This is a genomic window from Streptomyces boninensis, from assembly GCF_048572725.1.
GTDB lineage: Bacteria > Actinomycetota > Actinomycetes > Streptomycetales > Streptomycetaceae > Streptomyces > Streptomyces boninensis.
In genome coordinates, this window is record NZ_CP183837.1 from 8776462 (window position 1) to 8802148 (window position 25687).

A 25687-nucleotide genomic window follows, 5' to 3' on the forward strand; every position below is an offset into this window, starting at 1 on the left:
TCGAGCCCCATGGATCCGTGGCAGCTGTCCAAGACGTACGCGACCACCTCCGGGGAGGTCCGCTGGGAGCACCTCGGTGAGCCGGGAAGCGAACCCCTCGTCCTGCTGCACGGCACCCCGTTCTCCTCGTACGTCTGGCGCCACATCGGACGCTCGCTGGCCGGTCACTACCGGGTCTTCGTCTGGGACATGCCTGGCTACGGCGCATCGGAGAAGCGCGCGGGACAGGACCTCTCCCTCGCCGCGATGGGGCGGATCTTCACCGATCTTCTGGAGCACTGGGGGCTGGACGAACCCCTGGTGGCGGCGCACGATTCGGGCGGCGCCGTCGCCCTGGGCGCCCACGTGCTGCACGGCGCGCGCTACCGCCGGCTCGCCCTGGTCGACGCCGTCTCCCTGCCGCCATGGGGTAGCCCGTTCTCGCAATTGGTCGGCGAGCACGCCCAGGTCTTCGAGCAGTTGCCGCTGCCGGTGCACCGCGCCCTCGTCCGTGAATACGTGAACTCCGCCAGCAGTCCCGGACTGCACCCGGCCGTCCTCGACGCGCTGGTCGAACCATGGCTCGGCGAGGACGGGCGCGCCGCCTTCTACCGCCAGCTCACGCAGCGCCTCGACGACCAGCGCTACACCGACGAGATGCAGGACAAGTACGGCGCGATCGAGCTGCCGGCCCTGGTCTGCTGGGGCGAGGACGACGCCTGGGTCCCCGCGGACCGGGGCCGGGAGCTCGCCGCCCGCATCCCGGGGGCCGCACTCCGGATGATGCAGAGGGCCGGCCATTTGCTCCCCGAGGACGCACCGGCCGAACTCGCCACCGCGCTGCTCACCTTCCTGCGGGCCGGCGACTAGCCGTACATCTCCTTCGTGTAGTCCTTTCCCGGCTGCCAGTCGGGAAAGGCGTAGTCGTCCGGCTCTACCTTCGCGCCCTTCTTCTTCGCCGCTGCGAGGCTCTTTTCGCGGTTCTTCTGCGCGCGGTCGGTCAGGTCCTTCAGGGCCTTGCGCGGGTTGTCCAGGTCGCCGCTGAACAGGCCCTGGATGACCTGGCCCAGGTCCGGGCTGATGCCTTTGTCCTCGGCATTGACCTTGTCGATCTCCGGGTTCTTCTGCACCGGGTGCGGGGCGATGAACGCCTGCTCCTGGTACCAGCCGATGAGCTTCTTCCAGGCCGGATGGACATCCGCTTTGTCGATCGCGTCCAGATTGGCCGGCGGCTGTGCCATGCCGTTGGCTATGTCGATGTAGTACTGCTCGGTCGTCTGCCGGGCGAGCAGCTTGTTCGCGTCATCGGCGATCTGACATTCCTTGGACAGCCAGAACATGCCGTTCTGAGCGGTCCGATACGCCTGGATCTTCGCGCCCGGCTCCGGCGTCAGCATCGGCGCGACGTCGAGCTTCTCCAGGAAGTCCGGGGCGTCCTCCGAGAGCGTTCCCGGGCACCACGGTCCGTCGAAGAAGAAGCCGGCCGCACCGGCCGCCCACTTCACCCGGCCCGCCTTGTCATCGAGCGCCGAGGAGCCGGGGAAGAGCAGCTTGTCCTTCTTCAGCGACAGCATGAACTCCAGCACCGTCAGGTACGCGTCGTCGTCGTACCCGAACTCGCCGGTCTTGAAGATCCTCCCTTCCAGGCCCTGCAGTCCTGCCCCCTGCGCCAGCGAATTGACGATCTCGGCCAGCCGCTCCGGCTGGGAGAGGTTGAAGATCCAGCCGTATGTGTCGTCGCCTGCGCTGTCCTGGACCTTCCGTGCGGCGGCGCGGAACTCGTCGTAGGTTCGCGGTGGTTCCACCCCGGCCTTGTCCAGCAGCTCCTTGTTGAACCACAGCGGCGACCAGTATTGGCGCGAGTTGAACACCGGCACCGTGTAGACCTTGCCGCCGAATCGGTGCAGGCCGTCCACCAGGGAGTCCTTCGGGAGCCTGCCAAGGGCCTCGTCCCCGATGTCGATGGGCTGGAACCAGCCGTCGGCGACCAGCCGGCCGGGCGACAGGAGCAGGCCGGCGTTGGAGTGCACGTCGGGCAATTGTTTGCTCTGCTTGGCCAGTTGCAGGGCCTGCCCCATCTTGGCCGTCTGCTGGAGGGTGTACTCGACCGGCCGTCCGGTCGCCTTCTCGAACCACTTGAAGCTGCGCTTGTTCGCCGGCTGCAGATTCGGCGTGTGATCCCACCAGGTCAGCGGGGCATTCTTGCCCTTTGCCCGGGCGCCGCCGCCTGGGGCGGTGCTGCAGGCGGCGAGCAGCGCCGCGGCGCCCATCGCGCCCGTGGCCGCAAAGAACTCGCGGCGTGTTGATCCTGTCATCGTCGGTCCCTCCGTCAGGTCCGGTGCCAGTTGTGCCGGGGGAGGTTCGGGTGGTAATTGCCTTGCGGCAGGTCGTCGGTGAGGCGGAGCGACCAGCGCTGCCAGCGCTCCATCAGCTCGGAGCGGATCGGCCGCAGGCTCGGGTCGTCCCAGCGGTTGTCCAGCTCCATCGGGTCGGCGTCGAGGTCGTAGAGCTCGCCCGTGCCGTCGACGTGGGAGTAGAGCTTGTAGCGGTCGTGGCGCAGCATCCGCGACGAGCCGCTCTGGGTGACCGTGTTGAGGGCGTCGTACGTGGTGCCCTCGTACGGGAAATGCAGCTCCGGGCGGGCGTCCTCCGGGTACGGCAGGCCGCCGTAGCCCCGTTCGGCGACGACGTCGGCGAACTCCGCCGCCGGATAGTCGCGACCGGTGAGCATCGGCCAGAGGCTGCGGCCCTGGACGCCGAGCGGGATGGAGCGTCCCACCGCTTCGCACACGGTGGGCAGCAGGTCGGCGATCGAGACGAAGTCCCGGGTGTTGTCGCGGGCCGGGATGCCGGGCCCGGTCACGACCATGGGGATGCGCGCAAGGGCTTCCGGCATCCCCGCGCCCTTGCGCTGCAGGCCGTAGTCGCCGACGTAATCGCCGTGGTCGGCGAGGAACACCAGGACGGTGTTCTGCCAGAGATCCTGCTCCTTCAGATGCTCGACGAGGCGGCGCAGCTGGTCGTCTATCAGGCGGAGCATGCCGCAGTACGTGGCGCGGTAGTGGCGCCAGCCCTCGTCGTAGCCCGGCCGCTTCTCCTCGACCAGATCGCGCAGCCACTTGTACGCGCCGCCCTTGGCCTCCGCCGCCTCCGGCCCGCACGCCCGCTCCGGGACCTCGTCCTCGCCGAAGAGCGAGAAATACGGCTCCGGCGCCTGGTACGGGTTGTGCGGCTCGGGCATCGACACCCAGGAGAAGAACGGCTTCGCCGTGTCCCGCGCGTCGATCTGCCCGATCGCGTCGGAGACGATCCGGTGCGCGAACTGCAGCTCCGCCGGGAACGGTGTCGCCTCGTCCGTCGGCCCGTGATCGATGGACTTCAGCCACTCGGAGAAGGCCCGCTCCTCGGCCGTCCCGTCCGGGCCGCTCTCATGCCCGTACGGACCGGCGAAGGCGTCGAAGTCCGCCGTCCCCCGGTACATGTGCGGCTTTCCCGCGAAGAAGGTCTGATAGCCGGCCGCCCCCAGCACATCCAGCAGGTCGTCACCGCGCACCGCCGCCTTGGGCGTGGAGTTCTGCCGTACGCGATGGGCGCTCGGCCACCGCCCCGTCAGGAGGCTGGTCCGCGCGGGGACGCACGCGGGTGCGGTCGTGTACGCGCGCCGCAGCCGCATCCCGTCCGCCGCCAGCGCGTCCAGGAACGGCATCGTGTCCAGCCCGAAGCCCTCGCCCGCGGTGAGGCCGGCGCGGTGCTGGTCCGTCATCACCAGCACGATGTTCGGGGGCGGCCGGTCGCTCATCGCGGGCCGCCCTCCCGCCCGCCGTCCGCCGCGCGGGCCGCCGAGCGGCGCTGCGCGTCCACGGCCTCCGTCGCCAGCGCGCGGCTCGGCCTGGTCACGATCGCGTGGATCGTCTCCGGCGGCAGCTTCGGGCTGCGGTCCTCCGTGAGCAGGCCGTTCTTCTCCTGCCGGGTGTCGGTGAGCTGGGTGTAGCAGAAGCCGGACACGCCCGGTGCGTCGAGGATCGCGTCGACCAGCCCCGTGAACTGGTCGCGCAAGTCATCCTGGTCGCCGACGATGCCGTACCCGAACCATTTCTGGCCCGCTTCGGGGAGATAAGACAGGCCGCCGAACTCGGTGATCACCACCGGCTGCCCGGCCCGCTCCGCCGCCTCCGCGAACACCTTGCGACGGCCCGGCCCCGCCTCGTGCAGCGTCTCCGCGAGCGCGTCGGCGTCCCCGTAGCGGCGGGTGAGGCTGTCGGGGTCCGGGGTGTAGTCGTGCACGCCCCAGATGTCGCTGACCGTGTGCTCCCAGCCCTCGTTGGACAGCGCCGGGCGGCTCGGGTCGAGGGCCTTGGTCATCCAGTACAGCGCGGAGATGTACGCGCGCTGCTGCGCGGACTCCATCAGGTTCGGGACGCCCCAGCTCTCGTTCATCGGTACCCAGGTGACGATGCACGGGTGGCTGTGGTCGCGGCGCATCAGCTGCTGCCACTCGGTGGTCAGCCGGGTCACGGCCCGCTCGGAGAACTCGAAGGCGTTCGCCATCTCGCCCCACACCAGCAGCCCGAGCCGGTCGCACCAGTACAGGAACCGCGGGTCCTCGGCCTTCTGGTGGATCCGGACGCCGGTGAAGCCGAGCTCCTTGATCAGCTCCACCTCCCGGCGCAGCGCCTCCTCGCTCGGCGCCGCCAGGTGCGACTCCGGCCAGAAGCCCTGCTCCAGGGCCATCCGCAGGTAGTACGGGCGGCCGTTGAGGAGGAAGAAGCCGTCGCGGTAGCCGGTGCTGCGCAGGCCCACGTAGCCGGACACCACGTCCGCGGCCGCGTCGGGCACCTCCTCCAGCACCACCTCGGCGTCGAGGAGCGTCGGGGTCTCCGGGGACCACAGCAGCCCGGCGCCGTCCAGCGACGCCAGCGCCGGTATCTCCACCGTCATCCGGGCCGTGTCCCGCTCGACGCGCCCGGTCCGCTCGGCCAGGACCGCGCCATCGGGGCCGGTCAGCCGCACCCGCACCGTGCGCGGCGTCTCCGGCATCCGGTTCAGCTCCACGTCGAGCAGCACGGCGCCGGCGCCCAGGTCCGGTGTCCACGCCAGCCGGGCCAGGTGGACCGCGGGCACCCGCTCCAGCCACACCGGCTGCCAGATGCCGGTGGTGCGGTCGTAGAAGATGGCGTGCGGCTCGGCCTTCCAGGTCTGCTTGCCGCGCGGCTGCGTCAGGTCGCGCGGCTGGTCCTCGGCTCGTACAACGATGGACTGGGCCGCCCGTCCGGGGTCGAGGTCGTCGGTGATGTCGAGCGTGAACGGGCTCTGCCCGCCCTCGTGTTCACCGCGACGGCGGCCGTTCACCCACACCGTGGCGCGGTAGTCGACGGCGCCGAAGTGCAGCAGCACCCGCTCCCCCGTGGCGGGTGCTGCCACCTCGACGGCGCGCTCGTACCAGACCACCAGGTGGAAGCCGGGCTCGTGCACCCCGCTGAGCTTCGACTCCGGCGGGTACGGGACGACGATCGTGCGGTCGTACGGGTCGGGGTGGCCGGCGGCCCGGTCGTACCAGCGCTGCCCGAGTCCGCGGTCGTCGTCGTCGAAGGCGAAGCGCCAGATGCCGCCCAGGTCCGTCCAGTTGTCGCGCCGGAACTGCGGCCGGGGGTGCAGGACGGCGGGCGTGGGCGAGGGTGCGTCGGTCACGGTGTCCTTTCGGTGAGGGGTGTTACGGGAGTGGCTTGCGGGGTCACCAGAACGCATCGCGCGGCTGGGTCCTGTCCTCGGTCGCGACCAGGACGTCCAGCAGCCGCTCCTGCATCGCGGCCCGCAGCTGGGCGTGCTGGGGCTCGCTCCACAGATTCGTGAGCTCCTGCGGATCGGACCGCAGGTCGTACAGCTCGCCGGTGCGGGCCCGGTCGGAGGCCGGGTCGCCGTGGTGGACGACGAGCTTGAGGTGGCCGCGGCGGAGCATCGTGGTGTGCACCGGCGGGTCGTACGGGTGGCCGCTGTTGCGGTACTCGCACAGCGCCCAGTCCCGCCAGCCGGTGGCGGCGCCGGCGTCGTCGCGGGCCAGCGGCAGCAGGCTCGCGCCCTGGCCGCGGGGGAGCGGCGGCAGCCCGGCGGCGTCGACGAGGGTGGCGGTCAGGTCGATCCACTGCACCAGCTCCTGGCGGCGGACGCCTGCCGGGAGGGTGCCGGGCAGCCGCATGAGGAGCGGCACCCGGATGGCGCACTCGTACATCATCGGGCCCTTGAGCATCAGCTGGTGGTCGCCGAGCATCTCGCCGTGGTCGCTGGTGAAGACGACGAGGGTGTTCTCGGCCAGGCCTTCCTCGTCGAGGGTGTCGAGGATCCGGCCGACCTCGTCGTCGACGAGCGTGACCATGGCGTAGTAGGCGGCCTTGGTCTGCTGCAGCTCCTCGGGGGTGTACGCGACATAGCCCTTGGCGTGGCCGCCGTAGGACTCCTTCGAGGCCTCGGTGTAGATCGGCGGCTTGGACGCGAGCTCGTCCGGGGTGGTGACCGGGCGCGACAGGGCGTCGGGTTCGTAACGCGCCAGGTATTCCTCCGGGGCGCCGAAGCCGTGGTGCGGGTCGAAGAAGTTGGCGATGAAGCAGAACGGCTTGTCCCGCTCCCGGCCGGTGCGCAGGAACTCCACCGTCTCCTCGCCGATCCAGTGGCTGTAGTGCGCCTCGGTGGGCATCGAGTCGAAGGTGACGTCGGAGTCCTTGTCGGCCGCCGCCTCGTACAGGCCGGGGTGGCGGGCGCGCAGCCAGCGGTGATAGGCGTTCTCGGACGAGCCCGGGTACGGGTCGTGGGCCCAGCGGAAGACCCGCAGGCCGTCGTCGAGACGCGGCTCGGTGCGGCCGCCGAAGCAGGCCGCGAGGTGGAGCTTGCCAACCAGGCCGCAGTCGTAGCCGGCGTCGGCGAGTTCGCGGGTGAAGAGGCGCTCATGGTTGGGGAGTTGGACGCCGTTGGCCCACTCGCCGTGGGCGTGCACGTACCGGCCGGACATCAGCGAACCGCGGGACGGGCCGCAGACCGGGCTCTGTACGTAGCAGTTCTCGAAGAGCACGCCCTGGGTGGCCAGCCGGTCGAGGTTGGGGGTGTGGATCTCGGGGTTGCCGTACGCCTGGACGGCGTCGAAGCGCTGCTGGTCGGTGCAGATCAGGAGGATGTTGGGGGCGGCGGGTGCCGGGCGGGCGCTCACGATTTCACAGCTCCTGCGATTCCGTCGATGAACTGGCGCTGCATGAGGATGAAGAGGATCACCACAGGCAGCAGCGAGATGGTCGCGGCGGCCGCCATGCCCGACCAGTCGGTGGAGTTCTCGCCGACGAACGCCGTCATGCCGACGCTGAGGGTGCGCAGCTCGGGCCGGGAGAAGGTGAAGACCAGCGGCAGGAAGTAGGCGTTCCAGGTGGCCAGGAAGGTGGTGAGGATGACGGTGGCGGTGACCGGGCGGGCCATCGGGAGCATCACCTTGAAGAAGATGGTGAAGAATCCGGCGCCGTCGAGGACCGCCGCCTCGTGCAGTTCCTTGGGGATCGACCGGAAGTAGCCGGCGTACAGCAGCACGCCGACCACGTGCGCGCTGCCGCTGAGCGCGACGACCATGCCGGTGAGGGAGTTGAGCAGGCCGAGCTTCATGGAGATGTCGACGACGGGGATGATCGTGTAGCCGGTCGGGGCGACCAGGGTGATCAGCAGGATCGCCATGATGACCTTGCGGCCGCGGAAGGAGTAGCGGCCCAGGACGTATCCGGCGGTGGCGCAGCGCAGCACCACGAGGATGACCGTGGCGAAGGTGACGATCACCGTGTTCAGCATGTAGCGGCCGAAGCCGGCGTCGTTCCACGCCCGGCCGTAGTTCTCCCAGGCCGGGGAGTCGGGAATGAGGGAGAGGCCGGAGCCGAAGATCTCCAGCTGGGACTTGAGCGAGGCGGCGATCATCCAGGCGAAGGGATAGACCCACAGCAGGCAGCCGCCCGCCATCAGCAGCGCGGCGATCCACCAGGGCAGCCGGCGGGCGACCCGGGGCCAGGTCCAGCGGTTGTTGCGGACGACCGCGGTGGCTTCGGTGGCGGCGGTACGTTCACTGGTCAGGGTCACTGCGCACCTCGCGCCTTCTGCGCCGCCCGGACGCCGACGAGTTGGAGGGCGCCGACCACGCACACGAACAGCCCGAAGATCACGGCGGCCGCGGAGGCGAAGCCGAGCTGCGGGACGGTGGCGGCGAAGGCCCAGCGGTAGATGTAGATCTCGACGACCTCGGAGGAGTAGTACGGGCCGCCGCCGGTCATCGTCTGCATCAGGTCGAAGACCTTCAGCGCGGACTCGAGCGACAGCAGGGTGATGATGATCAGGAAGGGCTTGAGCAGCGGGAGTGTGATGTGGCGCAGCAGCTGCCGGGGCCCGCAGCCGTCGATGCGGGCGGCCTCCAGCACGTCGTCGGGGATGGTCTGCAGGGCGGCCAGCCAGTAGATCAGGGTGATCCCGAACCACTTCCAGACGTAGACCAGGCTCACCGTCCAGAGGGAGGTGGAGGAGTCGCCGAGGAAGTTGATCCCTTCGGCGAGGCCCAGCTTGCGCAGCACCTCGTTCACCGGCCCGCTGGCCGGGTCGAAGATGAATTGCATGACGACGCCGACGATCGCCGTCGTGGTGACGACGGGGAGGAAGAGCGCGGTGCGGAAGAGCGTGCGCATCGGCATCTTCGGGGAGTTGAGCATGATCGCGGCGAGCAGGGTCAGGAAGACCTTCAGCGGCACGACCACGAGCATGAACAGCATCGTGATCTTGAAGGAGTTCCAGAACAGCGGGTCGGCGAAGACGTCGCTGTAGTTCTGCAGTCCGACGAAGGTCTGCTCGCCTTCAAAGCCGTTCCACTCGACCAGCGAGTACCAGTAGCTGGCCACCACCGGGTAAACGGTGTAAAGGCCGTACAGCACGATCGTCGGCGTGAGAAAGCCCCAGATCCACAGGGTGACATTGGGGCGCCGCCGGGATCGGGGCGGCTCCTCCGTCGTGCCTGGTGGCGGGGCTTTCTGACGGCTCAGTGACGCGATGCTCATGGGCGCTCCAGGGGGTGTCTCGTCCTCGACGTCCGGCGCCGGTGCCAACCACAGGGGAGTCCACGGGGGTTGACGTCCGCGGGGAGCAAGTATCACGTTGTCTACTACGTTGTACAAGCCCCTGCGGCAGACCTGATGAGCGGACCCGATGAAAGGCGGTCGGCGCGTGAGCCGAATCCAGGAGACCCATCCCGTGCAGGCCGTGATCGAGGTCGACACGCGGCATCCGACGGGCCGGATCGAGCGCGACATCTACGGCCACTTCCTGGAGTCGGCCTTCTTCGGCAACATCGACGGCGGCGTTTTCGACGAGGGCTCGCCGCATGCGGAGGCGGGGCCAGGCGTACGGGCGGGCTTCCGCCGCGATGTCCTCGACCTCTGCCGTGAGCTGGGCATTCCCAACGTCCGCTGGCCCGGCGGCAACTTCACCTCCCCGTACCACTGGGAGGACGGCATCGGCGACCGGGACGCCCGCCCGCGGCGGCTGGAGCTGGCGTGGGGGAGCGAGGAGTCCAATCGCTTCGGCACCGACGAATTCCTGGCCTGGTGCGCGGACGTGGGCGCCGAGCCATTCCTGGTGCACGGCTGCCGGAGCGTGGACGACGCGGTGCGCTGGGTCGAGTACACCAACTACGCGGGCGACACCGCCTACACCCGCCGCCGTAAGGACAACGGCCACCCCGACCCGTACCGTGTCCGCTTCTGGGGCATCGGCAACGAGCCGTACGGCCCCTGGCAGATGGGCTACCGCCCGGCCGCCGAGTACGCCGCCGCGGCCCGCGAGCACGCCCGCTTCATGCGCCTGGTCGACCCGGACCTCAAGCTGATCGCCTGCGGCAGCCCCTGGCAGCAGGAGGAGTGGACGCGGCCGGTGCTGAAGGAGGCGGGGCGGCTGATCGACTACATCTCACTGCACCTGTACGGCGCGGCCCGCCGCGACGGCGCGGGCGACGACTACGAGGCGACCGTCGCGCAGCCGCTGTATTTCGAGCGGCAGATCCAGGATTACGCCCACCTGGTCGCCGAGCTCTCGGCGGAGGCGGGCCTGGAGCGGCCGCCGGCGCTGGCCCTCGACGAGTGGAACATCCGGCATGTGGAGCCGGCGGCCTGGCCGGAACCGGAGCCGGGGGCGGACGGGGGGACGGCGGTGCGGGAGCTGCCGGAGCCGGCTGCCGACGGCCACCAGGACGGCTGGCGGGTGAACCGCTACAGCCCCCGCACCCTCGCCGACGCCCTGTTCTACGCGGGCGTCTTCCACACCCTGCACCGCACCGCCGCACTGCCCGCGCCGGTGACGATGGCCAATACGGTCAACCTGGTCAACGCCAACGGCCTCGTCGTCGCCCGCCCCGGCGGCGCGGTCAAGTCGGCGTCGTACCACGTGTGGGACCTGTACCAGAACCACACCGGGCAGGTGGCGCTGCCGACCACGGTCGAGGGCCCGGCCCGCAGCGCGGCCGTCCGGCAGGGCGACAACCGCGAGGCGGGGGGCGAGTTCAGCACCCGCCCCGGGGTCGTGCCGCACCTGGACGCGAGCGCGTCGCAGTCGGCCGACGGGCGGCGGCTGTACGTGGCCGTGGTCAACCGGCACCGGGACGCGGCGCTGACGGCCCGTATCGTCCGCGACGGCGCGGGCGGCAGCGGGCTGCCGGCCGTGGCGCAGGTCCGGGACCTGGGCGCGGACGTCGCCGACGTGCTGGCGGCCAACAGCCTCAGCGAACCCGAGCGGGTCGCCGTGCGGGAGCGCGGGGCGGTGGAGACGCCGGACGGGTGCTACACCTTCCCGGCGCACTCGGTCACGGTGCTCGCCTACGACCTGGGCTGACGGCGGGCGAGCAGCATCGCGTCCTCGGCGTGGACCTGCTCGCCGCCGCGGTCGAGGGTCCGGTTCCGCTGCTCGGCCACCACGGCCTCGAAGTCCGCCGGGAGGGCCGGCAGCAGCTGCTCGGCGCGGAACATGGCCTTGCGATGGCTCTCGGTCATCTCGCCGAAGTGCCCGGACGGCGCGTGGCCCACGACGAGCAGGTGGCCGCCGGGGGCGACGGCCTCGGCGAGGCGGCGGGTGACGTCGACCATGCCGCCGTCGGGCGCGTGCAGGTAGTGGGTGGTCACCAGGTCGTACGAGCGGCCCTCCGCCGCGAAGGTGCGGGCGTCGACCTGCCACCAGTCGACGCGGTCGGCGACGTCCGCCTGGGCGGCGTGCTTGGCGGCGCGGGCCATGCCGTTGGCGGAGAAGTCGGCGCCGGTGACCTTCCAGCCCTGCCGCGCCAGCCAGATCACGTCACCGCCCTCACCGCAGCCGACGTCCAGGGCGGTGCCGGGGGTCAGCTCGGCGGCCACGGCCACGAGCTGCGGATTGGGCTTCCCGCTCCAGAACACCTCCTCACCGGCATACCGCTCCTCCCACGCCGGCGGCTCGAACATGGCGGCCGCTTCTTCCTCGGACATCTGCTCGTGATCAGCCATCGGGCACGTTCCCTTCGGTGGTCCCTCTTCGTAGCGATCGTGCACGTCGCGGCCCGTGGGAGCACGAAATCTTGCCGAATCGGCAAGGCGTGCGCTGCGGGCGGCGGCCCGGCTGTTCACGGCGGATCTCCGCCAGCTCCGGCTCCGGGGTCTCGCTTGGGTGGATCACATGATCCGTACCGAAAGATCTTCCGCGCTCGGCTGGCCGGCCGTCGTCTCCATCATGCTCGGGATCTTCTCGATCGTTGCGACCGAGATCCTGCCCATCGGGATGCTCACCAAGATCGGAGCTTCGTTCACGATCTCCGACGGCATGTCCGGGCTGATGATGACGATGCCCGGCCTGCTGGCGGCGGTCGCCGCGCCCGTCGTGACGGTGACGACCGCGCGCATCGACCGCCGCCGGATGCTGTGCACCTTCATGCTCCTGCTCGCCGCCGCCAACTTCCTGGCCGCTGCCTACGTACACCTGGAGCGCGCGGCAGCCGGGCGCGCACAACTCCTGACGGAGGTGACCGCCTTCCTGGGCGAGCCGAGTTAGGGTCGATGGCATGGCTGGTGACGGAGAGTTTCGGCGGGACCAGAACTACATCACGACGCGCATCACCGCCGACGGGCGGGACGGATATCCCGTAGCCGAAGGCCGCTATCGCCTGGTCATCGCCCGCGCCTGCCCCTGGGCGAACCGGGCGGCGATCGTGCGGCGGCTGATGGGTCTCGAAGACGTGCTGTCGATGGGCATCGCCGGGCCGCTGCACGACGAGCGGAGCTGGTCCTTCGACCTCGACCCGGACGGCAAGGACCCCGTGCTCGGCATCGAGCGCCTGCAAGAGGCCTTCTTCCGGCGCGATCCGGAGTATCCGCGCGGCATCACCGTCCCGGCCATCGTCGACATCCCCACCGGCCAGGTCGTCACCAACGACTTCGCGCAGATCACCCTCGACCTGGGGCAGGAGTGGGCCGGCCTCCAGCGGGACGGCGCCCCCGACCTGTACCCGGAGAAGCTGCGCGACGAGATCGACGAGGTCGCCGCCGGCGTCTTCCGCGACCTCAACAACGGCGTCTACAAGTGCGGTTTCGCCGGCACCCAGGAGGCGTACGACACGGCCTACGGGCAGCTGTGGGACCGGCTCGACGCGCTGGAGGAGCGCCTGCGCACCCGCCGCTACCTTGTCGGCGACACCATCACCGAGGCCGACGTCCGGCTCTGGCCGACCCTGGTGCGCTTCGACGCGGTCTACCACGGCCACTTCAAGTGCAACCGGCAGCGGCTGGCCGACATGCCGGCGCTCTGGGCGTACGCACGGGATCTCTTCCAGACCCCCGGCTTCGGCGACACGATCGACTTCGAGCAGACCAAGCAGCACTACTACGGCGTGCACCGCAACATCAACCCGACCGGCATCGTCCCGCTCGGCCCCGACCCCAGCGGCTGGCTCACCGCGCACGGCCGCGAGGACCTCGGCGGCCGGCCGTTCGGCGACGGCACGCCGCCGGGCCCGCCGCCGGAGGCGGAGCGGGTGCCCGCGCTCGGCTGAGCCACGAGGCCAGGGGCTGATTGTCCTGGCCGGGATCGTTCATGCGGGGAGGGCGTCTCCGGGGAAGCCGTGGCACGGGTGAACCTCGCAGCGCATCATCCCGGCCTGTACGCAGGGGTCTCCTTCCATGATCACTGCGGCTTCCTCGGCCGGCACGGTCATGATTGCGACGCCGGCCACGGTGTCGGAGGCGACCGGGCACAGGACCGCGATCACCCCCTCAGCACGCAGCGACACCATGCGCCGCTGGTGCTCCAGTTCGATCGCGTCCGCGCCGTCCATGGTCCGCTCCGGCCCCCACTGAAGGAGCGCCAGGCTGAAGGGCTTCGCCGTCGCGGCCAGGGCCTTGATCTGTTCGTCGGTCACGGGCGTACTCATGACGTCTCCTTACTTCTCGGGCCTTCGGCCGGTCGAGGTGGGAGGTTACCGAACAGGCCCTTGCAATCCCTGGCTCCTTCGGCTTTGGTCACCGCATGGGTGAGCTTCCGGAGGTCGGCACAGCGTCGGGCACGGTGCGCGGGCGGCGGGAAGGCGGGACCGCCGTCTTCCGCGGCATCCCGTACGCGCAACCACCGGTCGGCGCGGCCCGGTTCGCGGCGCCGCGGCGGCCGGACGGGTGGGACGGCGTGCGGGAGGCCTTCTCGTACGGGCCGCAGGCGCCACAGGAAGCGCTGGGCCCCGAGCCCGCGCCGCCCGTCGTACCGCCGCAGGCCGGCGACGACTGGCTGACCGTCAACGTCTGGACCCCGGACGCCGACCCGGCGGCGCGGCTCCCGGTGCTGGTGTGGATCCACGGCGGCGCGTACAAGCTCGGCTCCGCCGATGACATCACCCACGACGGCGCCCGGCTGGCCCGCGAGGGCGAGGTCGTGGTCGTCACCCTCAACTACCGGCTCGGCGTCGAGGGCTTCCTGCAGCTCGACGGGGCACCCGCCAACCGCGGCCTGCTCGACCAGATCGCCGCCCTGGAGTGGGTGCGGGAGAACATCGCCTCCTTCGGCGGCGACCCCGACCGCGTCACCGTCTTCGGCGAGTCCGCGGGCGCCGGGTCCATAGCCGCGCTGCTGGTCATGCCGCGGGCCCGGGGCCTGTTCCGGCGCGCGATCGCGCAGAGCGTGCCGGGTACGTACTTCGACGGCGCCCTTGCGGCGGACATCGCCGAGGCTCTGACCAGCGGCATCGGGCTGCGTCCCACGGTCGCCGACCTGGCCGCGGTGGATCCGCGCAAGCTGCCTGAGGCGGGCGCGGCGTTCAGCGCCCGGATGTCGGAGTACGCCGACCGGTGGGGCGCGGTCGCGCACACGCTGACGCCCTACTCGCCCGTGGTCGACGGGGACGTGCTGCCCTCCGCCCCCTGGGAGGCCCTGGCCTCGGGCGCGGGCCGCGACGTCGACCTCATCGTCGGGCACAACCGCGACGAGTACCGCCTCTTCCTGCTGCTCGACGGGCGGCTCGGCCAGGTCGATGAGGCGATGGCGGCGCAGGCGCTCAGCATCTTCGGGCCGACGGCACACGCCGAGGACGCCTACCGCGCTGCCTTCCCCGGCGCCTCACCCGAGCGGCTGCTGGAATTCGTCCAGTCCGACTGGCTGTTCCGCATGCCCACCCTGCACCTGGCCGACGCCCACGTGGCCGGCGGGGGCCGCGCGTACGTCTACGAGCTCACCTGGCCCGCCCCGGCCGACGACGTTTCCCTGGGCGCCTGCCACGGCCTCGACGTGCCGCTGGCCTTCGGCGCCATCGACGACGGCCTCGGCGCGCTGCTGATCTCCCGCGACGAGGCGCCCGAAGCCGAGACCGTCTCCGCCCACCTCCGCGACGCCTGGACGGCCTTCGCCGCGACCGGCGCCCCGGGCTGGCCCGCGTACGACACCGGCCACCGCCCCGTACAACTCCTCGACACCGAACCCACCGTCGCCCCGTACCCCGAGGAGGCCTCCCGCCGCCTCTGGGAGCGACACGTCTTCACCGCCCTGCCGCTGACGGCGCAATAGCCCGGGACCGCGGCCGGGCGGATGGCAGGATGCGGTCCATGGGCACCCCTCCACCCCCGGCCATGCGGGCCTGGACCGTACGCCGCCCCGGGCGCCTCGACGCCGCCTCGCTGCCCGTACCCGAGCCCGCCGCCGGTGAGCTGCTCGTCCGCGTCCGGGCCTGCGGGGTCTGCCGCACCGACCTGCACGTGCGCGACCGCGACCTGCCCCCGCACCGGCCCGCCGTCGTGCCCGGGCACGAGGTCGTAGGCGAGGTGATCGCCGCTGGGCCCGGCACCCCCGCCGCGCCGCCCGCCGGCACCCGCGTCGGCATCGCCTGGCTCCGCCGCACCTGCGGCGGCACCTGCCGCTACTGCACCCGCGGCCAGGAGAACCTCTGCCCCGACTCCCGCTACACGGGCTGGGACGCCGACGGCGGCTACGCCCAGTACGCCACCGTGCCCGCCGACTTCGCGTACGAGCTCCCGGACGGCCCCAGCGACGCCGAGCTCGCCCCGCTCCTCTGCGCCGGCATCATCGGCTACCGCGCCCTCCGCCTCGCCGAGCTCCCGGAGGGCGGACGCCTGGGCGTGTACGGCTTCGGCGGCTCCGCGCATCTCACCGCGCAACTGGCCATCGCCCAGGGCGCGGAGGTGCACGTCTTCACCCGCTCCACCGCGGCACAGGAGCTGGCCCGCACCCTGGGCGCCGCCTCCGCGGGCCCACCCGCGAGCGCCCCCGCCGGCTCCCTCGACGCCGCCCTCCTCTTCGCCCCCGCCGGCGCCCTCGTCCCCGTCGCCCTCGAAGCCCTCGACGCCGGCGGCACCCTCAGCGTCGCCGGCATCCACGTCACCGAGATCCCCGCCCTCGACTACGACCGCCACCTCTTCCGCGAACGCACCCTCCGCAGCGTCACCGCCAACACCCGCGCCGACGGCCGCGCCTTCCTCCACGCGGCAGCCGAACACGGCATCCGCGCCACCGTCACCCCGTACCCCTTCGACCACGCCGACACCGCCCTCGACGACCTGGCGGCGGGGAAGGTCCGCGGGGTCGCGGTGCTTCAGCCTGCTGCTGAGAGGAGCTCTGGGCGTTCACGCCCGTGATGCCGGCTTCCGAAGTCGGTTGCCTCGCGGATGTTCATTCACCCCAGGGGTCGGCCTTGCCCTGCCCGTATCGGGCGAGGGCTTCGCGCAGTGCGGTTTGCTGCTGGTTCGTCATCGGTCCCAGGACGCAGACGGGCACCATTCCGTTGCGCTTGGGTACACCTGAGAAGAACGGCCATCCCGGCGGATGGGACTTCGATGAAGCATTGCCGTCGTCACCCTCCATGAACTTGATGTGGAGTCCGCCGGCAGCTCGATCACCACCCTCTCCCAAGACCTCTTCGGTGGAGAACGTCTGCACCTGGCTCCACTCGTACTCCCGCCTGTCGGTACCCTTGATGGTTCTGATACCCGGTGGCCCGATCTGCAGGGACCAGGGGGAGTTTCCCGTACTCAGCCCGAGCCAGCCGACCCCTGCAAGTCCAATGAGGCAGTACGCCCCGAGTATTGCGAATCCGCTCATCGTGCCGACCCACCAGTTGCTTTCCCCGTGGTCGGCCCTGAACGGGTCGCCGGGTGCCAGCACAAGCATGATGAGGAAACCGATCAGTAGTATGGCGAACGCGATCGTGTACCCGATGGTCAGGCCACGGTTGCCTTTCCACGATGTGTAGGCGTCCAGCGGCTCTTCTCCAGTCCATGACAAGGTGAAGGGCTCGTCAGGGCGGGATTGCTGCCGTGTTCTGTCCATGGGGAGCGTGCGCGGTGGCGGCGGCTGCGCCGCGGTGCTCTGGAGTGATACCTCGGGAATGTGGGTGCGATCGAGTTGTCGCAGCGCCTGGGCGAGGGCGGTGGCGTTCGGGTAGCGCTGGTCGGGGTCTTTGTGCAGCAAGGTCAGCACGAGGTCGTCCCAGGCGGAGGAGATGCCCGCGGACACGGAGCTGGGGGCGGGGGGTTCCTGGGTGAGGTGTGCGGTGAGGTAGCCCACGGTGTCGGGGGCCTGGAACGGCAGCCGGCCCGTAAGCATCTCGAAGATGAGGCAGCCGAGCGCATACAGGTCGCTTCGCGGTTCCGGGGCGCCGCGTGCCTGTTCGGGCGCCATGTACGGCGGTGTGCCCACGATGAAGCCGGTCTGGGTGAGGTGGCCTGCGGTCGCGGAGGGGTCGGCCGCCCGAGCGATTCCGAAGTCGAGCACCTTTACGTTGCCGGACGGCGTGATGAGGACGTTGGACGGTTTGATGTCTCTGTGCGTGACTCCGGCGCCGTGCGCGTCAGCGAGCGCGTCGCAGATCTGCGCGCCCCATCGGGCAGCGTCTGGCAGCGCGGCGGCACCGCGTCGGAGTTTCGCGTCGAGCCCCTCGCCCTGGAGCAGCTCCATGACCAGGAACGGGACTCTGCTTTCCGCTGTTCCGGTCTCGCCATGGTCGTGGACGGTCACGATGTTGGGGTGCTGCAGACGGGCGGTGATACGGGCCTCGCGAAGGAACCTGGCGCGCATCTCGTCGCCGCGGTTGCCGCCACCGGCGAGCAGGGAGATCACCTTGACCGCGACGGGCCGGCCCAGCGACTCGTCCTGCCCCTCCCAGACTTGGCCCATCCCGCCCTCGCCGAGCTGTCGCACCAACCGGTAGCGGCCTCCGAGGAGCTGGTCGTGCACCGGCTACACCTCCTTCGTGTGAGGCCCGAGGCCACTGCCTTGTTCATTGAGGAGCCTGGGTCGACTCTGCCACGACTCGCACGCCACAGAAGGGCGTTAGTCGACCCCGTCTAGGCGGTGTCTGACAATTCCCGTCGGATCAGCGCGCGTCCGCCGAGCTGGCAGTCCGGAGGTGCGCCGACATCTGGCAGGTATTGCCGGGCAGGACCTACGAGCGGCGGGTAAGCAGTGGGCGTCGAGAAAGCCCCGTTCGGAGGCCGGATCGTGGAAACCAGGAGCAGGCCATCCGGCGCCAGGACGCGTCCCTGCTCGGCGAGCAGCTCCGGCAGCTCCTCCGGAGGGGTGTGGATCATCGAGTAGTGGGCCAGTACGCCACCGAGCGCGCCGTCCTCGATCGGCAGGGATTCCATCCGTGCCTCCTGGAAGTGCAGCGCCGGATGGGCCCGCTGGGCGTGGTCGACCATGCCGGGGGAGAGATCGAGTCCCAAGGCATTCAGGCCCAGTTCGTGCAGCATGGCCGTCAGATGTCCGGGCCCGCACCCGACGTCCGCTGCCCGCAGGTTGCCCGTAGCGCGCACCAGTTCGGCGAAGGTGCCGATCATGGCCCGGGCGAACGGCTGTGTCTCCAGCCGGTCTGCGAACAGTGATGCGTACAGCTCGACGACTCCGTCGTAGGCCGCCCTGGTCTCGTCCTGATGATTCGCCACGGGAGGGACTCTATAGCCGGTCTGATAATTGATCTTGTGGCAGGTCGAGGTGAGTTGACGGATGCGGCGTGGGGGCATATAGAGCCCCTGTTGCCGCAGGTGAATGGACGCGGCCGTCCGTGGCGTGATCACCGGCAGGTGGTCAACGGGGTGCTGTGGCGGCTGCGGACCGGGGCTCCTTGGCGCGACCTACCCGAGCGGTACGGGCCGTGGCAGACCGTCTACGAGCGGTTCGCCCGCTGGGACGGCGATGGCACGTGGGCGAAGCTGCTGAAGCACGTCCAGGTCCGTGACGACGCGGTGGGCCGGGTGGAGTGGACCGTTGCCGTCGACTCCACGGTCAGCAGGGCCCACCAGCACGCTGCAAGCGCCCGTAAAAGGGGGACGCGGACGGGGACGAAGTGGAAGATCCGGGCCGCTCGCAGGCGTGCCAGGCCCTCGGCCGGTCCCGGGGCGGATTGACCACCAAGGTCCACCTGGCCGTCGACGGCCGGGGCCTGCCGCTGTCGATCGTGCTCACACCCGGTAACGCCAACGACGCCACCGCGTTCGCCGACGTCTTCGACGGGATCCGCACCCCGCGTGCCGGCACGGGCCGCCCGCGCACGACACCGGACCGTGTGCTGGGTGACAAGGCCTACTCCAGCAGGGCAATCCGTCACCTACTGCGGCGCCGGGGCATCGCCGCCACGATCCCCGAGCGCCGCGACCAGGTGGCCAACCGCCGACGCCGGGGGCGCCGCGGTGGTCGGCCACCCATCTTCGACACGGAGAGCTACCGCGACCGCAACGTGGTCGAACGATGCTTCGCCCGCCTCAAGCAGTTCCGCGCGATCGCAACCAGGTTCGACAAGCTCGCGGACCGCTACCGCGCGGGAGTCGTCCTCGCCTCCCTGATCCTCTGGCTTCGTGAAGCGGCCAGGTGATCATTTGTCAGACAGGCTCTAGACGTAGACCACCCAGACCTGGCCCTCCGCGAAGCGCATCGGCTTGCCGTCGGCCGTCTCGTACTTCGTGATCGCGTCCGCCTCCGGCCGCTCCCAGCGCACCGGATACGCCTTGCCGTCGCGCAGCACCGTCGCGTCGCCCTCGCCGACGGTCTCCGTGTACGGGGAGTTGTTGCCCCAGCGGTCGCCGAAGCCGCCCTTGCGGATGTCGACCTCCTGGATCACCACATTCGGCGGGGCGAGGCGCTTGCCGGCCGCCGTCGAGGACGGGGTGCCGTCCATCGAGACCTGCCAGCCGCCGGACTTCCAGTCGAAGGCGTAGCGCGCGGCCGGGAAGCGGACCGTACGGGAAGGCGTCGCCTTGCCGCCCGCCGGGGCCGGGCCGCGGTCGAAGCCGAGGTCCTGGGGGGTGCCTATCTCGGGGGCTTCCTTCAGTGCGTCGGCGGTGCGGAGGTAGAGGTTGTGCGGGGCGGGGCGGTTGCCGCCGCGGAAATAGCCGGAGAGCTTCTCCGGGGGCATCGGGCGGAGGGGGGCCTTGCGGATGTACGGCTTGAGCTTGCCCTGGGCGCCGGAGTAGGCGAGCACCGGATTCTCGTACTGGCGCAGGAGGTCGAGGTCCGTCTCGCGGGCGCTGCGCACCGGGCCGATCGCGTCGGGGAGGTGCGAGGAGAAGACGGCGCAGAAGCGGGTGATGCCGGCTTCGACGCGCTCGACGTAGAGGACGTCGGCCTGGTCGATGCCCGTCTGCGGGCGGGCGGCCGCGGCATTGTCTATCTTCACCGCCAGCACCGGTCCCGGTCGGGCCGGCTTGGCCTGCTGGGTCGGGGTGGGGGAGCCGCCGGAATGGGAGGGGGCCGGCTGATCGCGGCTGTCGGCCCGCAGCGGGCGATGGTCGCTCACGTACGTGAAAACCGCCACCGCCGCGAGCGCTATGGCCACCGTCCCGGCCGCCGCCACCCATCTTCGTGCCACCGAACCCCACCCTCCGCCGCCTGTCCGCCTACTCTCTTGACGAGGCAATGGGAACGACAGTTCCCCAACGGCGCCTGCAGATGGTCAGCGCAGCAGCGGATCCACCGCGGCCACGAGCGCGACCGCGCCCGCCACCACCGCCATCGCGACCCGGGTACGGCCCAGGTGGCTCAGCATGATCGCGGTGCCGGAGAACGTCAGCGCGCACCCGTACAGGGCGAGGGTCACCAGGGAGGGCGAGGCGTTGAGTTGCACGGCCATGGCCGCGGCCACGATGACCATGGCCGCGGCCGCGGTTATCGCCCGTACCCGGCGGGCCTGGCGGGGGGTGAGCCGCTGGGTCGTGAGGCGGCGGAAGGTGGGCCCGAGAGACGACATGCCGGGAGGTTACCGGGTGGTGTCGCCACCGATCGATGGGAGGTAGCGGGGAGCGCGCCAGGCGTGCAGCCGCTGCTCGACCGCGGCGCCGAGCGAGAGCAGGCTCGCGTCCTGCCGGTCGCCCGCCATCAGGAGCACGCCTACGGGCAGCTCGCCCACGAAGCCGGCGGGCACGGAGAGGGAGGGGTAGCCGGCGACTGCCGCCGGGGTCGAGGACGGGATCACATCGTTGTCGCCGCGCTCGCAGTCCGTGGTCCAGGCGGGCGGGTTCGTGGGTGAGGCGATGGCGTCGAGGTCGTGGGCGGCCATCGTCTCGTCGATGGAGCGGCGGGAGAGGTCGTTCAGTTCGGCGCGCATCGCCCGGTACCCGGGATCCGTGGTGGGCGGGGCGGCGAGCGCCTGCTCGAAGAGCTCCTGGCCCGCGAAGCAGGTCTGCTCCTCCGGATGGGTCCGGTTGAACTCGACCAGCCCGGCCAGATCACGGGGCCCCTTGCGGGTCGCGAGATAGGCGTCGATGTCCCGGTGGAACTCGCTGAGCAGCGCCGGGAACTCCAGCTCCCCGAGCCGCTTCTGATACGGCATCTCCACCTCGACGACGGTCGCCCCGGCGGCGCGCAGCTTCTTCGCCGTACGGGACATCAGGGCGTCGACGTCCTTGCCGAGGGAGGGCAGCCGCCACAGGCCGATGCGCTTGCCGCGCAGGCCGCCGTGCGCGGCCGCGGCGGTGTCGGTGCCGCTGATGACCCCGAAGGTCAGGGCGGCATCGGTCACATTCCGGGCCATCGGACCGGCGGTGTCCTGCTCCGCCGAGATGGGTACGACCCCGTCCTGGCTGACCAGCCCCAGGCTCGGCTTATGCCCGACCACGCCCGTCATCCCCGCCGGGCACACCACGGACCCGTCCGTCTCGGTGCCGATCGCGACCTGCGTCAGCGAGGCGGCGAGCGCGGCGGCGGAGCCGGAGGAGGAGCCGCACGGGTTGCGGTCCAGCACGTACGGGTTGTTGGTCTGGCCGCCCACGGCCGACCAGCCCGAGGTGGGCTTCGCGGCGCGGAAGTTGGCCCACTCGGAGAGGTTGGCCTTGCCGAGGATGACGGCGCCGGCGTCGCGGAGCCGGGTGACGAGGGCGGCGTCGTCGGCGGGCGGGGTGCCGGCGAGGGCGAGGGAGCCGGCCGTCGTCGGGAGGTCGCGGGTGTCGATGTTGTCCTTGAGCAGGACCGGGATGCCGTCGAGCGGGCCGCGGAGGTGGCCGCGGCGCTGCCGGGCGTCGCTGGCGGCGGCCTGGCGGAGGGCGGACGGGTTCTGCTGCAGTACGGAGTTGAGTTTCGGGTCGATGGCCTTGATCCGGCGCAGGTAGGCGCTGGTGAGCTGGGCGGAGGTCAGCTTCCCCGCGGACCTGCGGGCCTGCATCTCCGGGATGGTGACCGTATCGAGGTCGAAGGTGTCGGCGGCTTTGTGGGCGCGCGCACCTGGGGCGCCCGCGCAGAGCGAGCCCACAACGATGGCGGCGATCAGGATGGCGATGCTCGGCCGGTTGGTTTTCCGCATGCGCTCACCCCACCGGCAATGCCGCCCCGCCGGAAGAAGTTTGCACGAATCCGCGCATCCGGAACGCGGGCCTCAGGTCCGCCCCTCATCCTCCTGCGCCTCGTGCAGCGCCTCCGCGGCGGGCATCCAGTCCGCCCGTACGACCCGGAAGCCGGCGGCTTCGTACGCTGCGCAGACCTGCTCGTCGTCGTCCACGACGGCGGCCACCTGGCGCTCGGCGGCGAGGCCGCGCAGGAGCTGCGGCTTGGTCACGCGGGCGGGGCGGCGGTCGTTGGCGCGCCGCATCCACAGGGGCCCCTCGGGCAGGCCGTGCTCGGCGAGCCAGGCCAGCGTGGTCTTCCGCAGATACTCGGGCCGCCCGGTCACGTACCCGATCTCGCACTCCTTGCCCAGCTCCAGCGCCAGGGCCACCCCCTGCGCCAGCGGCGGATCCTCACCGGCGGCGCGGAAGAAAGCGCTCCAGTCCTTGGGGGTGGACTCGACGTAATGCAGGCGGTGGCGGGTGTCGGTGAGCGTGCCGTCGAGGTCGAAGACGGCCAGGGGACGGTCGGCAGCCATGGTCAGTCCGCCTTCGGCAGGTGCCGGTAGACGACGGAGTCACGAGCCTCGAAGCCGAGCCGCCGGTAGAGGCGGTTGGCGGACTCGCGGTCGGGGCGGGAGGTGAGATCGACGGTGCGGGCGCCTGCCGCGGCGGCGGCCCGGAGGGCGGCGCGGGTGAGCTCGGCGCCGACGCCTTTGCCGCGGGCGGCCTCGTCCACGACGACGTCCTCGATACGGGCGCGGAGGCCGGTGGCGAGGGGGAAGGTGACGAGGGTGAGCATGCCGAGGATGTCCTGCCCGGACCGCGCGAGGAAGAGCGTGCTCGAGTCGTGGCCGAGCATCTCCGCCAGGGCGGGGGCATCCGGCGGGGTCGCGCTGGACAGCTGGGGGAGGAGCCGCCGCACGGCGCGTACGACCTCGTCGTCGGCCTCACCAACCTCGTACACCACGATGCTCATGTGCTCGACCCTAGCCCGTCGCCCACGCCGCCCGGCAGCCGCGCCACCACGCCTCCCGCGCGGAGCGATAGGGCGGGTGGGTGGGAACATCCCCGCCAACCAACTACCGTGCGGGCGATGAGCAATGGTCAACGGCCCGACGGCGCCCGGCGGACGGGCATGGGCGTCGTGCTGCTCGTGCTGCTCGCCGCCGCGGTCATCGTGTACGCCGACCGCGACGAGGACGACGACGGCGAGGGTCAGGCCTGCAGACCCCTCCAGATCTCGCGGTGGGCGAAGGACCGGGGGATGACCGAGGAGTTCGTCCGGTACGGGGACGACACCGGGCGCGCCGACGACTGGACCGGGGGCGACGGCAATCATTCGGTGCGGCTGCCCGACGGGCGGACGCTGTGGCTTGCCTCCGATCCGTATCTCGACACGGTCAAGCGGCCGCCGAACCAGCAGGGTCAGCTTTATCCGTGGCGCGACACCTCCCTCGGCCGTACGCCCTCGTGGGTGCGCAACGCCGCCATGGTGATGTCGGCGGACGGACGCCTGGAGCGCACCATCCTCGGCCAGGGTCCGGGCGGCACCCCCACCCCGCTCTTCCCCGACCCCAGCGCCCCCGTCACCCAGTGGCGCTGGCCGGTGCAGGCCGTCGTGGAGCCGGAGCGGCCGGGCGCCGACAAGAAGGTCGTCCGCGTGCTGCTCTGGAAGCGGCAGCAGGCGCAGGCGCCCTGGATCTACGGCGTGCCCCTCGGCACCGAGGTGGCCACGCTCTCCCTCCCCGACCTCCGCGTCCAGTCGGTCGAGCAGGTCAGCGACCAGTCCGGGGTCAAGAACCCGGACAAGCGGGTCCTGTACGGGGCCGGGAGCGTGACGCACGGCGGCCACACGTACGTCTTCGGCGGCAGCGACGGCCGCAACGCCCAGGCGGAGAAGGGCACCTCCAGCGCCTACGTCGCCCGCGTACCCGCCGGCCGGCTCGCCGACCGCGGCGCCTGGCGCTACTGGGACGGCGACGCATGGCGTACGGACCCGGCCAAGGCCGCGCCCGTGCTCGGCGACCGCGGCAAGCGCGGCGTGGGCAGCGCCTTCAGCGTCGTACGGCAGGACGGTACCTGGGTGCTGTTCACCATGGACGCGGGCGACGGCGGCCGGAAGGGCCTCAGCCACATCACGTCCTATTGGTCGTGCTCGGCCACCGGCCCCTGGCACGGCCCCACCCGCTCGATCGAGGCCCCGCTGCCCCGTGACACCGCGCCCCGCGACGGCGCCGCCGTCTACAACCCGCAGGTCCACCCCGAGCTGAGCAAGGGCGGGCGGCTGCTCCTCAGCTACGACGTCAACTGGCTGGACGCCTCCGCGTCCGCCGTCTCTACCAACGTCAACCGCAACGTCGCCCTCTACCGCCCCGCTTTCCTCCGGCTGAGGCTGGGCCCCGCCCCCGATCCGGGCTAAGAGCGGGCATCAGGGGCGCCAGGGCGCCGGTATGTTTATGGGCGTGGCCGTCATCCTCTTAGCGGTGGGTGCCGCGGGCTGCCTGGGGGCCGGTTTCGTGCTCCAGCAGCGCGCCGCGCAGCGTGCGCCGCTCGCCGATTTCCTCTCCTTCCGTCTGCTGCTCGACCTGATGCGGATGCCGCAGTGGCGGCTGGGCATCGCGCTGATGGTGACGGGCATGGTCCTCAGCGCCCTCGCGCTCGCGCACGGCGAGATCTCCCTGGTCGAGCCGCTGACCGCGACCAACCTGCTTTTCGCGCTGGCCGTCTCCCGGCGGCTCGGCGGGCAGCGGCTCGGGTGGCACGGCTGGTCGGGGGCGGCGCTGCTGGCGCTGGGGGTGACGGCGTTCATCGTCGCCGGGCAGCCGTCCGGCGGCGGCCCGCACGCCGGTGCGCTGCGGCACTGGACGGTGGTCGGGGTCGTGGTCGGCCTCGCCGTGGTGCTGGTCGCGGCGGCCAAGCGATCGCGGCCCACGGTGGAGGCGGCGGTGCTGTCCCTGGCGGCCGGGCTGCTCTACGGGCTGCAGGACGCCCTGACCCGCACCTCCGGCCAACTCGCCGCGGAACACGGCGTCGCGGTGCTGCTCGTGCACTGGCAGCCGTACGCCATCGTCGGAATCGGGGTCACCGCGCTGGTGCTGGTGCAGAGCGCCTTCGAGATGGCGCCGCTGCGGATGTCGCTGCCCGCGCTGACGGCGGCGCAGCCGCTTGCCGGGATCGCTTGCGGGGTCGGATTCCTCGGCGACCGGGTGCGGATGGATCCGGGGGCGCTGGCCTGGCAGGCGGCAGGGCTTGCGGCGATCGTCGCTGGCGTGGTGCTGCTGGGGCGGCATCCGGCGCTGCCGTCGGCGTGCGCGGCGGAGCGCGTGCAGCGGGCGGGGCGGGCGGAACAGGCCAGAGTCTGATCAAGGAATGGGTCTCCTCAGCGGCCTTCGCCC

22 protein-coding genes and 2 pseudogenes are annotated in these 25687 nt (G+C 71.3%); 9 read left to right on the forward strand and 15 right to left on the reverse strand.

Going from position 1 to position 25687, the window contains the following annotated elements:
- The first annotated feature begins 9 nt into the window (after positions 1-9).
- The gene (locus ACNNMR_RS39535; protein WP_419999550.1) at positions 10-849 is read left to right on the forward strand and encodes an alpha/beta fold hydrolase; all 840 of its coding nucleotides are present in this window, start codon (positions 10-12) and stop codon (positions 847-849) included.
- On the opposite strand, the gene ACNNMR_RS39540 is transcribed toward ACNNMR_RS39535, so the two are convergent.
- The 6 genes from ACNNMR_RS39540 to ACNNMR_RS39565 are packed head-to-tail and all read right to left on the reverse strand — an operon-like array spanning position 846 to position 9038.
- A complete protein-coding gene (locus tag ACNNMR_RS39540) occupies positions 846-2294 on the reverse strand; it encodes an ABC transporter substrate-binding protein (protein ID WP_419999551.1) in 1449 nt (482 codons plus the stop codon). The genes ACNNMR_RS39535 and ACNNMR_RS39540 overlap by 4 nt on opposite strands.
- 14 nt (positions 2295-2308) lie before the next feature.
- The gene (locus ACNNMR_RS39545; RefSeq protein ID WP_419999552.1) at positions 2309-3778 is read right to left on the reverse strand and encodes a sulfatase-like hydrolase/transferase; all 1470 of its coding nucleotides are present in this window, start codon (positions 3776-3778) and stop codon (positions 2309-2311) included.
- Complete coding sequence (locus tag ACNNMR_RS39550) at positions 3775-5667, reverse strand: glycoside hydrolase family 2 protein (protein WP_419999553.1); 1893 nt, start codon at positions 5665-5667, stop codon at positions 3775-3777. The genes ACNNMR_RS39545 and ACNNMR_RS39550 overlap by 4 nt, the downstream gene beginning before the upstream one ends.
- A 43-nt stretch (positions 5668-5710) precedes the next feature.
- Complete coding sequence (locus ACNNMR_RS39555) at positions 5711-7174, reverse strand: sulfatase-like hydrolase/transferase (protein WP_419999554.1); 1464 nt, start codon at positions 7172-7174, stop codon at positions 5711-5713.
- Positions 7171-8076, reverse strand: coding sequence for a carbohydrate ABC transporter permease (locus tag ACNNMR_RS39560; RefSeq protein ID WP_419999555.1), 906 nt, complete (start codon positions 8074-8076; stop codon positions 7171-7173). The genes ACNNMR_RS39555 and ACNNMR_RS39560 overlap by 4 nt, the downstream gene beginning before the upstream one ends.
- Complete coding sequence (locus ACNNMR_RS39565) at positions 8073-9038, reverse strand: carbohydrate ABC transporter permease (protein WP_419999556.1); 966 nt, start codon at positions 9036-9038, stop codon at positions 8073-8075. The genes ACNNMR_RS39560 and ACNNMR_RS39565 overlap by 4 nt, the downstream gene beginning before the upstream one ends.
- Positions 9039-9204: 166 nt before the next feature.
- Between ACNNMR_RS39565 and ACNNMR_RS39570 the strand changes: the two genes are divergently transcribed.
- The gene (locus ACNNMR_RS39570) at positions 9205-10863 is read left to right on the forward strand and encodes an alpha-L-arabinofuranosidase C-terminal domain-containing protein (RefSeq protein WP_419999557.1); all 1659 of its coding nucleotides are present in this window, start codon (positions 9205-9207) and stop codon (positions 10861-10863) included.
- On the opposite strand, the gene ACNNMR_RS39575 is transcribed toward ACNNMR_RS39570, so the two are convergent.
- A complete protein-coding gene (locus ACNNMR_RS39575) occupies positions 10848-11504 on the reverse strand; it encodes a class I SAM-dependent methyltransferase (protein ID WP_419999558.1) in 657 nt (218 codons plus the stop codon). The two genes, ACNNMR_RS39570 and ACNNMR_RS39575, sit on opposite strands and share 16 nt — an antisense overlap.
- 169 nt (positions 11505-11673) lie before the next feature.
- Between ACNNMR_RS39575 and ACNNMR_RS39580 the strand changes: the two are divergent.
- Positions 11674-11964: pseudogene (locus ACNNMR_RS39580) on the forward strand (MFS transporter); the annotation flags it as partial.
- A 91-nt stretch (positions 11965-12055) separates the two neighbouring features.
- Positions 12056-13042: a glutathione S-transferase family protein gene (locus tag ACNNMR_RS39585; RefSeq protein WP_419999559.1), complete on the forward strand. Its 987-nt coding sequence runs from the start codon at positions 12056-12058 to the stop codon at positions 13040-13042.
- Positions 13043-13081: 39 nt separating this feature from the next.
- On the opposite strand, the gene ACNNMR_RS39590 is transcribed toward ACNNMR_RS39585, so the two are convergent.
- Positions 13082-13420: a hypothetical protein gene (locus ACNNMR_RS39590; protein ID WP_419999560.1), complete on the reverse strand. Its 339-nt coding sequence runs from the start codon at positions 13418-13420 to the stop codon at positions 13082-13084.
- Positions 13421-13515: 95 nt separating this feature from the next.
- On the opposite strand from ACNNMR_RS39590, the gene ACNNMR_RS39595 reads away from it, so the two are divergent.
- Both ACNNMR_RS39595 and ACNNMR_RS39600 read left to right on the forward strand, forming a co-directional pair.
- Positions 13516-15036 carry a carboxylesterase/lipase family protein gene (locus ACNNMR_RS39595; protein WP_419999561.1) on the forward strand — a complete coding sequence of 507 codons (1521 nt, stop codon included), beginning with the start codon at positions 13516-13518 and terminating at the stop codon, positions 15034-15036.
- A gap of 62 nt (positions 15037-15098) precedes the next feature.
- On the forward strand, positions 15099-16121 hold the full coding sequence (locus ACNNMR_RS39600; protein ID WP_420000635.1) for a zinc-dependent alcohol dehydrogenase family protein: 1023 nt from the start codon (positions 15099-15101) through the stop codon (positions 16119-16121).
- Between the two features lie 34 nt (positions 16122-16155).
- Here ACNNMR_RS39600 and ACNNMR_RS39605 read toward each other — a convergent pair whose 3' ends face one another.
- Entirely contained in the window at positions 16156-17718 is a 1563-nt protein-coding gene (locus ACNNMR_RS39605) for a serine/threonine-protein kinase (RefSeq protein ID WP_419999562.1), read from the reverse strand.
- 110 nt (positions 17719-17828) lie between these two features.
- Positions 17829-18425: a class I SAM-dependent methyltransferase gene (locus ACNNMR_RS39610; RefSeq protein ID WP_419999563.1), complete on the reverse strand. Its 597-nt coding sequence runs from the start codon at positions 18423-18425 to the stop codon at positions 17829-17831.
- A 36-nt stretch (positions 18426-18461) separates the two neighbouring features.
- Here ACNNMR_RS39610 and ACNNMR_RS39615 point away from each other — a divergent pair.
- Positions 18462-19373: pseudogene (locus ACNNMR_RS39615) on the forward strand (IS5 family transposase).
- Here ACNNMR_RS39615 and ACNNMR_RS39620 read toward each other — a convergent pair.
- The 5 genes from ACNNMR_RS39620 to ACNNMR_RS39640 form a co-directional block, all read right to left on the reverse strand.
- Positions 19370-20344 (reverse strand): DUF3048 domain-containing protein, encoded by a 975-nt coding sequence (locus ACNNMR_RS39620; RefSeq protein WP_419999564.1) that lies wholly within the window; start codon positions 20342-20344, stop codon positions 19370-19372. The pseudogene ACNNMR_RS39615 and the gene ACNNMR_RS39620 overlap by 4 nt on opposite strands.
- 84 nt (positions 20345-20428) lie before the next feature.
- Positions 20429-20722 (reverse strand): hypothetical protein, encoded by a 294-nt coding sequence (locus ACNNMR_RS39625; RefSeq protein ID WP_419999565.1) that lies wholly within the window; start codon positions 20720-20722, stop codon positions 20429-20431.
- Positions 20723-20731: 9 nt separating this feature from the next.
- Positions 20732-22270: an amidase gene (locus tag ACNNMR_RS39630; protein ID WP_419999566.1), complete on the reverse strand. Its 1539-nt coding sequence runs from the start codon at positions 22268-22270 to the stop codon at positions 20732-20734.
- Positions 22271-22342: 72 nt separating this feature from the next.
- Positions 22343-22828, reverse strand: a complete 486-nt coding sequence (locus ACNNMR_RS39635) for a hypothetical protein (RefSeq protein WP_419999567.1) — start codon at positions 22826-22828, stop codon at positions 22343-22345.
- A gap of 2 nt (positions 22829-22830) precedes the next feature.
- Positions 22831-23268 (reverse strand): GNAT family N-acetyltransferase, encoded by a 438-nt coding sequence (locus tag ACNNMR_RS39640; RefSeq protein ID WP_419999568.1) that lies wholly within the window; start codon positions 23266-23268, stop codon positions 22831-22833.
- A 117-nt stretch (positions 23269-23385) separates the two neighbouring features.
- Between ACNNMR_RS39640 and ACNNMR_RS39645 the strand changes: the two genes are divergently transcribed.
- Positions 23386-24711, forward strand: a complete 1326-nt coding sequence (locus ACNNMR_RS39645; protein WP_419999569.1) for a DUF4185 domain-containing protein — start codon at positions 23386-23388, stop codon at positions 24709-24711.
- A gap of 37 nt (positions 24712-24748) precedes the next feature.
- Complete coding sequence (locus tag ACNNMR_RS39650; RefSeq protein ID WP_420000636.1) at positions 24749-25654, forward strand: DMT family transporter; 906 nt, start codon at positions 24749-24751, stop codon at positions 25652-25654.
- Positions 25655-25687: the final 33 nt, after the last annotated feature.

Excerpts from the sequence above, each read along its gene's own strand:
- ACNNMR_RS39535 (WP_419999550.1), top strand. The coding sequence starts at position 10 with ATGGATCCGTGGCAGCTGTCCAAGACGTACGCGACCACCTCCGGGGAG.
- ACNNMR_RS39540 (WP_419999551.1), bottom strand. The coding sequence starts at position 2,294 with ATGACAGGATCAACACGCCGCGAGTTCTTTGCGGCCACGGGCGCGATG.
- ACNNMR_RS39545 (WP_419999552.1), bottom strand. The coding sequence starts at position 3,778 with ATGAGCGACCGGCCGCCCCCGAACATCGTGCTGGTGATGACGGACCAG.
- ACNNMR_RS39565 (WP_419999556.1), bottom strand. The coding sequence starts at position 9,038 with ATGAGCATCGCGTCACTGAGCCGTCAGAAAGCCCCGCCACCAGGCACG.
- ACNNMR_RS39575 (WP_419999558.1), bottom strand. The coding sequence starts at position 11,504 with ATGGCTGATCACGAGCAGATGTCCGAGGAAGAAGCGGCCGCCATGTTC.
- ACNNMR_RS39585 (WP_419999559.1), top strand. The coding sequence starts at position 12,056 with ATGGCTGGTGACGGAGAGTTTCGGCGGGACCAGAACTACATCACGACG.
- ACNNMR_RS39590 (WP_419999560.1), bottom strand. The coding sequence starts at position 13,420 with ATGAGTACGCCCGTGACCGACGAACAGATCAAGGCCCTGGCCGCGACG.
- ACNNMR_RS39595 (WP_419999561.1), top strand. The coding sequence starts at position 13,516 with ATGGGTGAGCTTCCGGAGGTCGGCACAGCGTCGGGCACGGTGCGCGGG.
- ACNNMR_RS39600 (WP_420000635.1), top strand. The coding sequence starts at position 15,099 with ATGCGGGCCTGGACCGTACGCCGCCCCGGGCGCCTCGACGCCGCCTCG.
- ACNNMR_RS39625 (WP_419999565.1), bottom strand. The coding sequence starts at position 20,722 with ATGTCGTCTCTCGGGCCCACCTTCCGCCGCCTCACGACCCAGCGGCTC.
- ACNNMR_RS39630 (WP_419999566.1), bottom strand. The coding sequence starts at position 22,270 with ATGCGGAAAACCAACCGGCCGAGCATCGCCATCCTGATCGCCGCCATC.
- ACNNMR_RS39635 (WP_419999567.1), bottom strand. The coding sequence starts at position 22,828 with ATGGCTGCCGACCGTCCCCTGGCCGTCTTCGACCTCGACGGCACGCTC.
- ACNNMR_RS39640 (WP_419999568.1), bottom strand. The coding sequence starts at position 23,268 with ATGAGCATCGTGGTGTACGAGGTTGGTGAGGCCGACGACGAGGTCGTA.
- ACNNMR_RS39645 (WP_419999569.1), top strand. The coding sequence starts at position 23,386 with ATGAGCAATGGTCAACGGCCCGACGGCGCCCGGCGGACGGGCATGGGC.
- ACNNMR_RS39650 (WP_420000636.1), top strand. The coding sequence starts at position 24,749 with ATGGGCGTGGCCGTCATCCTCTTAGCGGTGGGTGCCGCGGGCTGCCTG.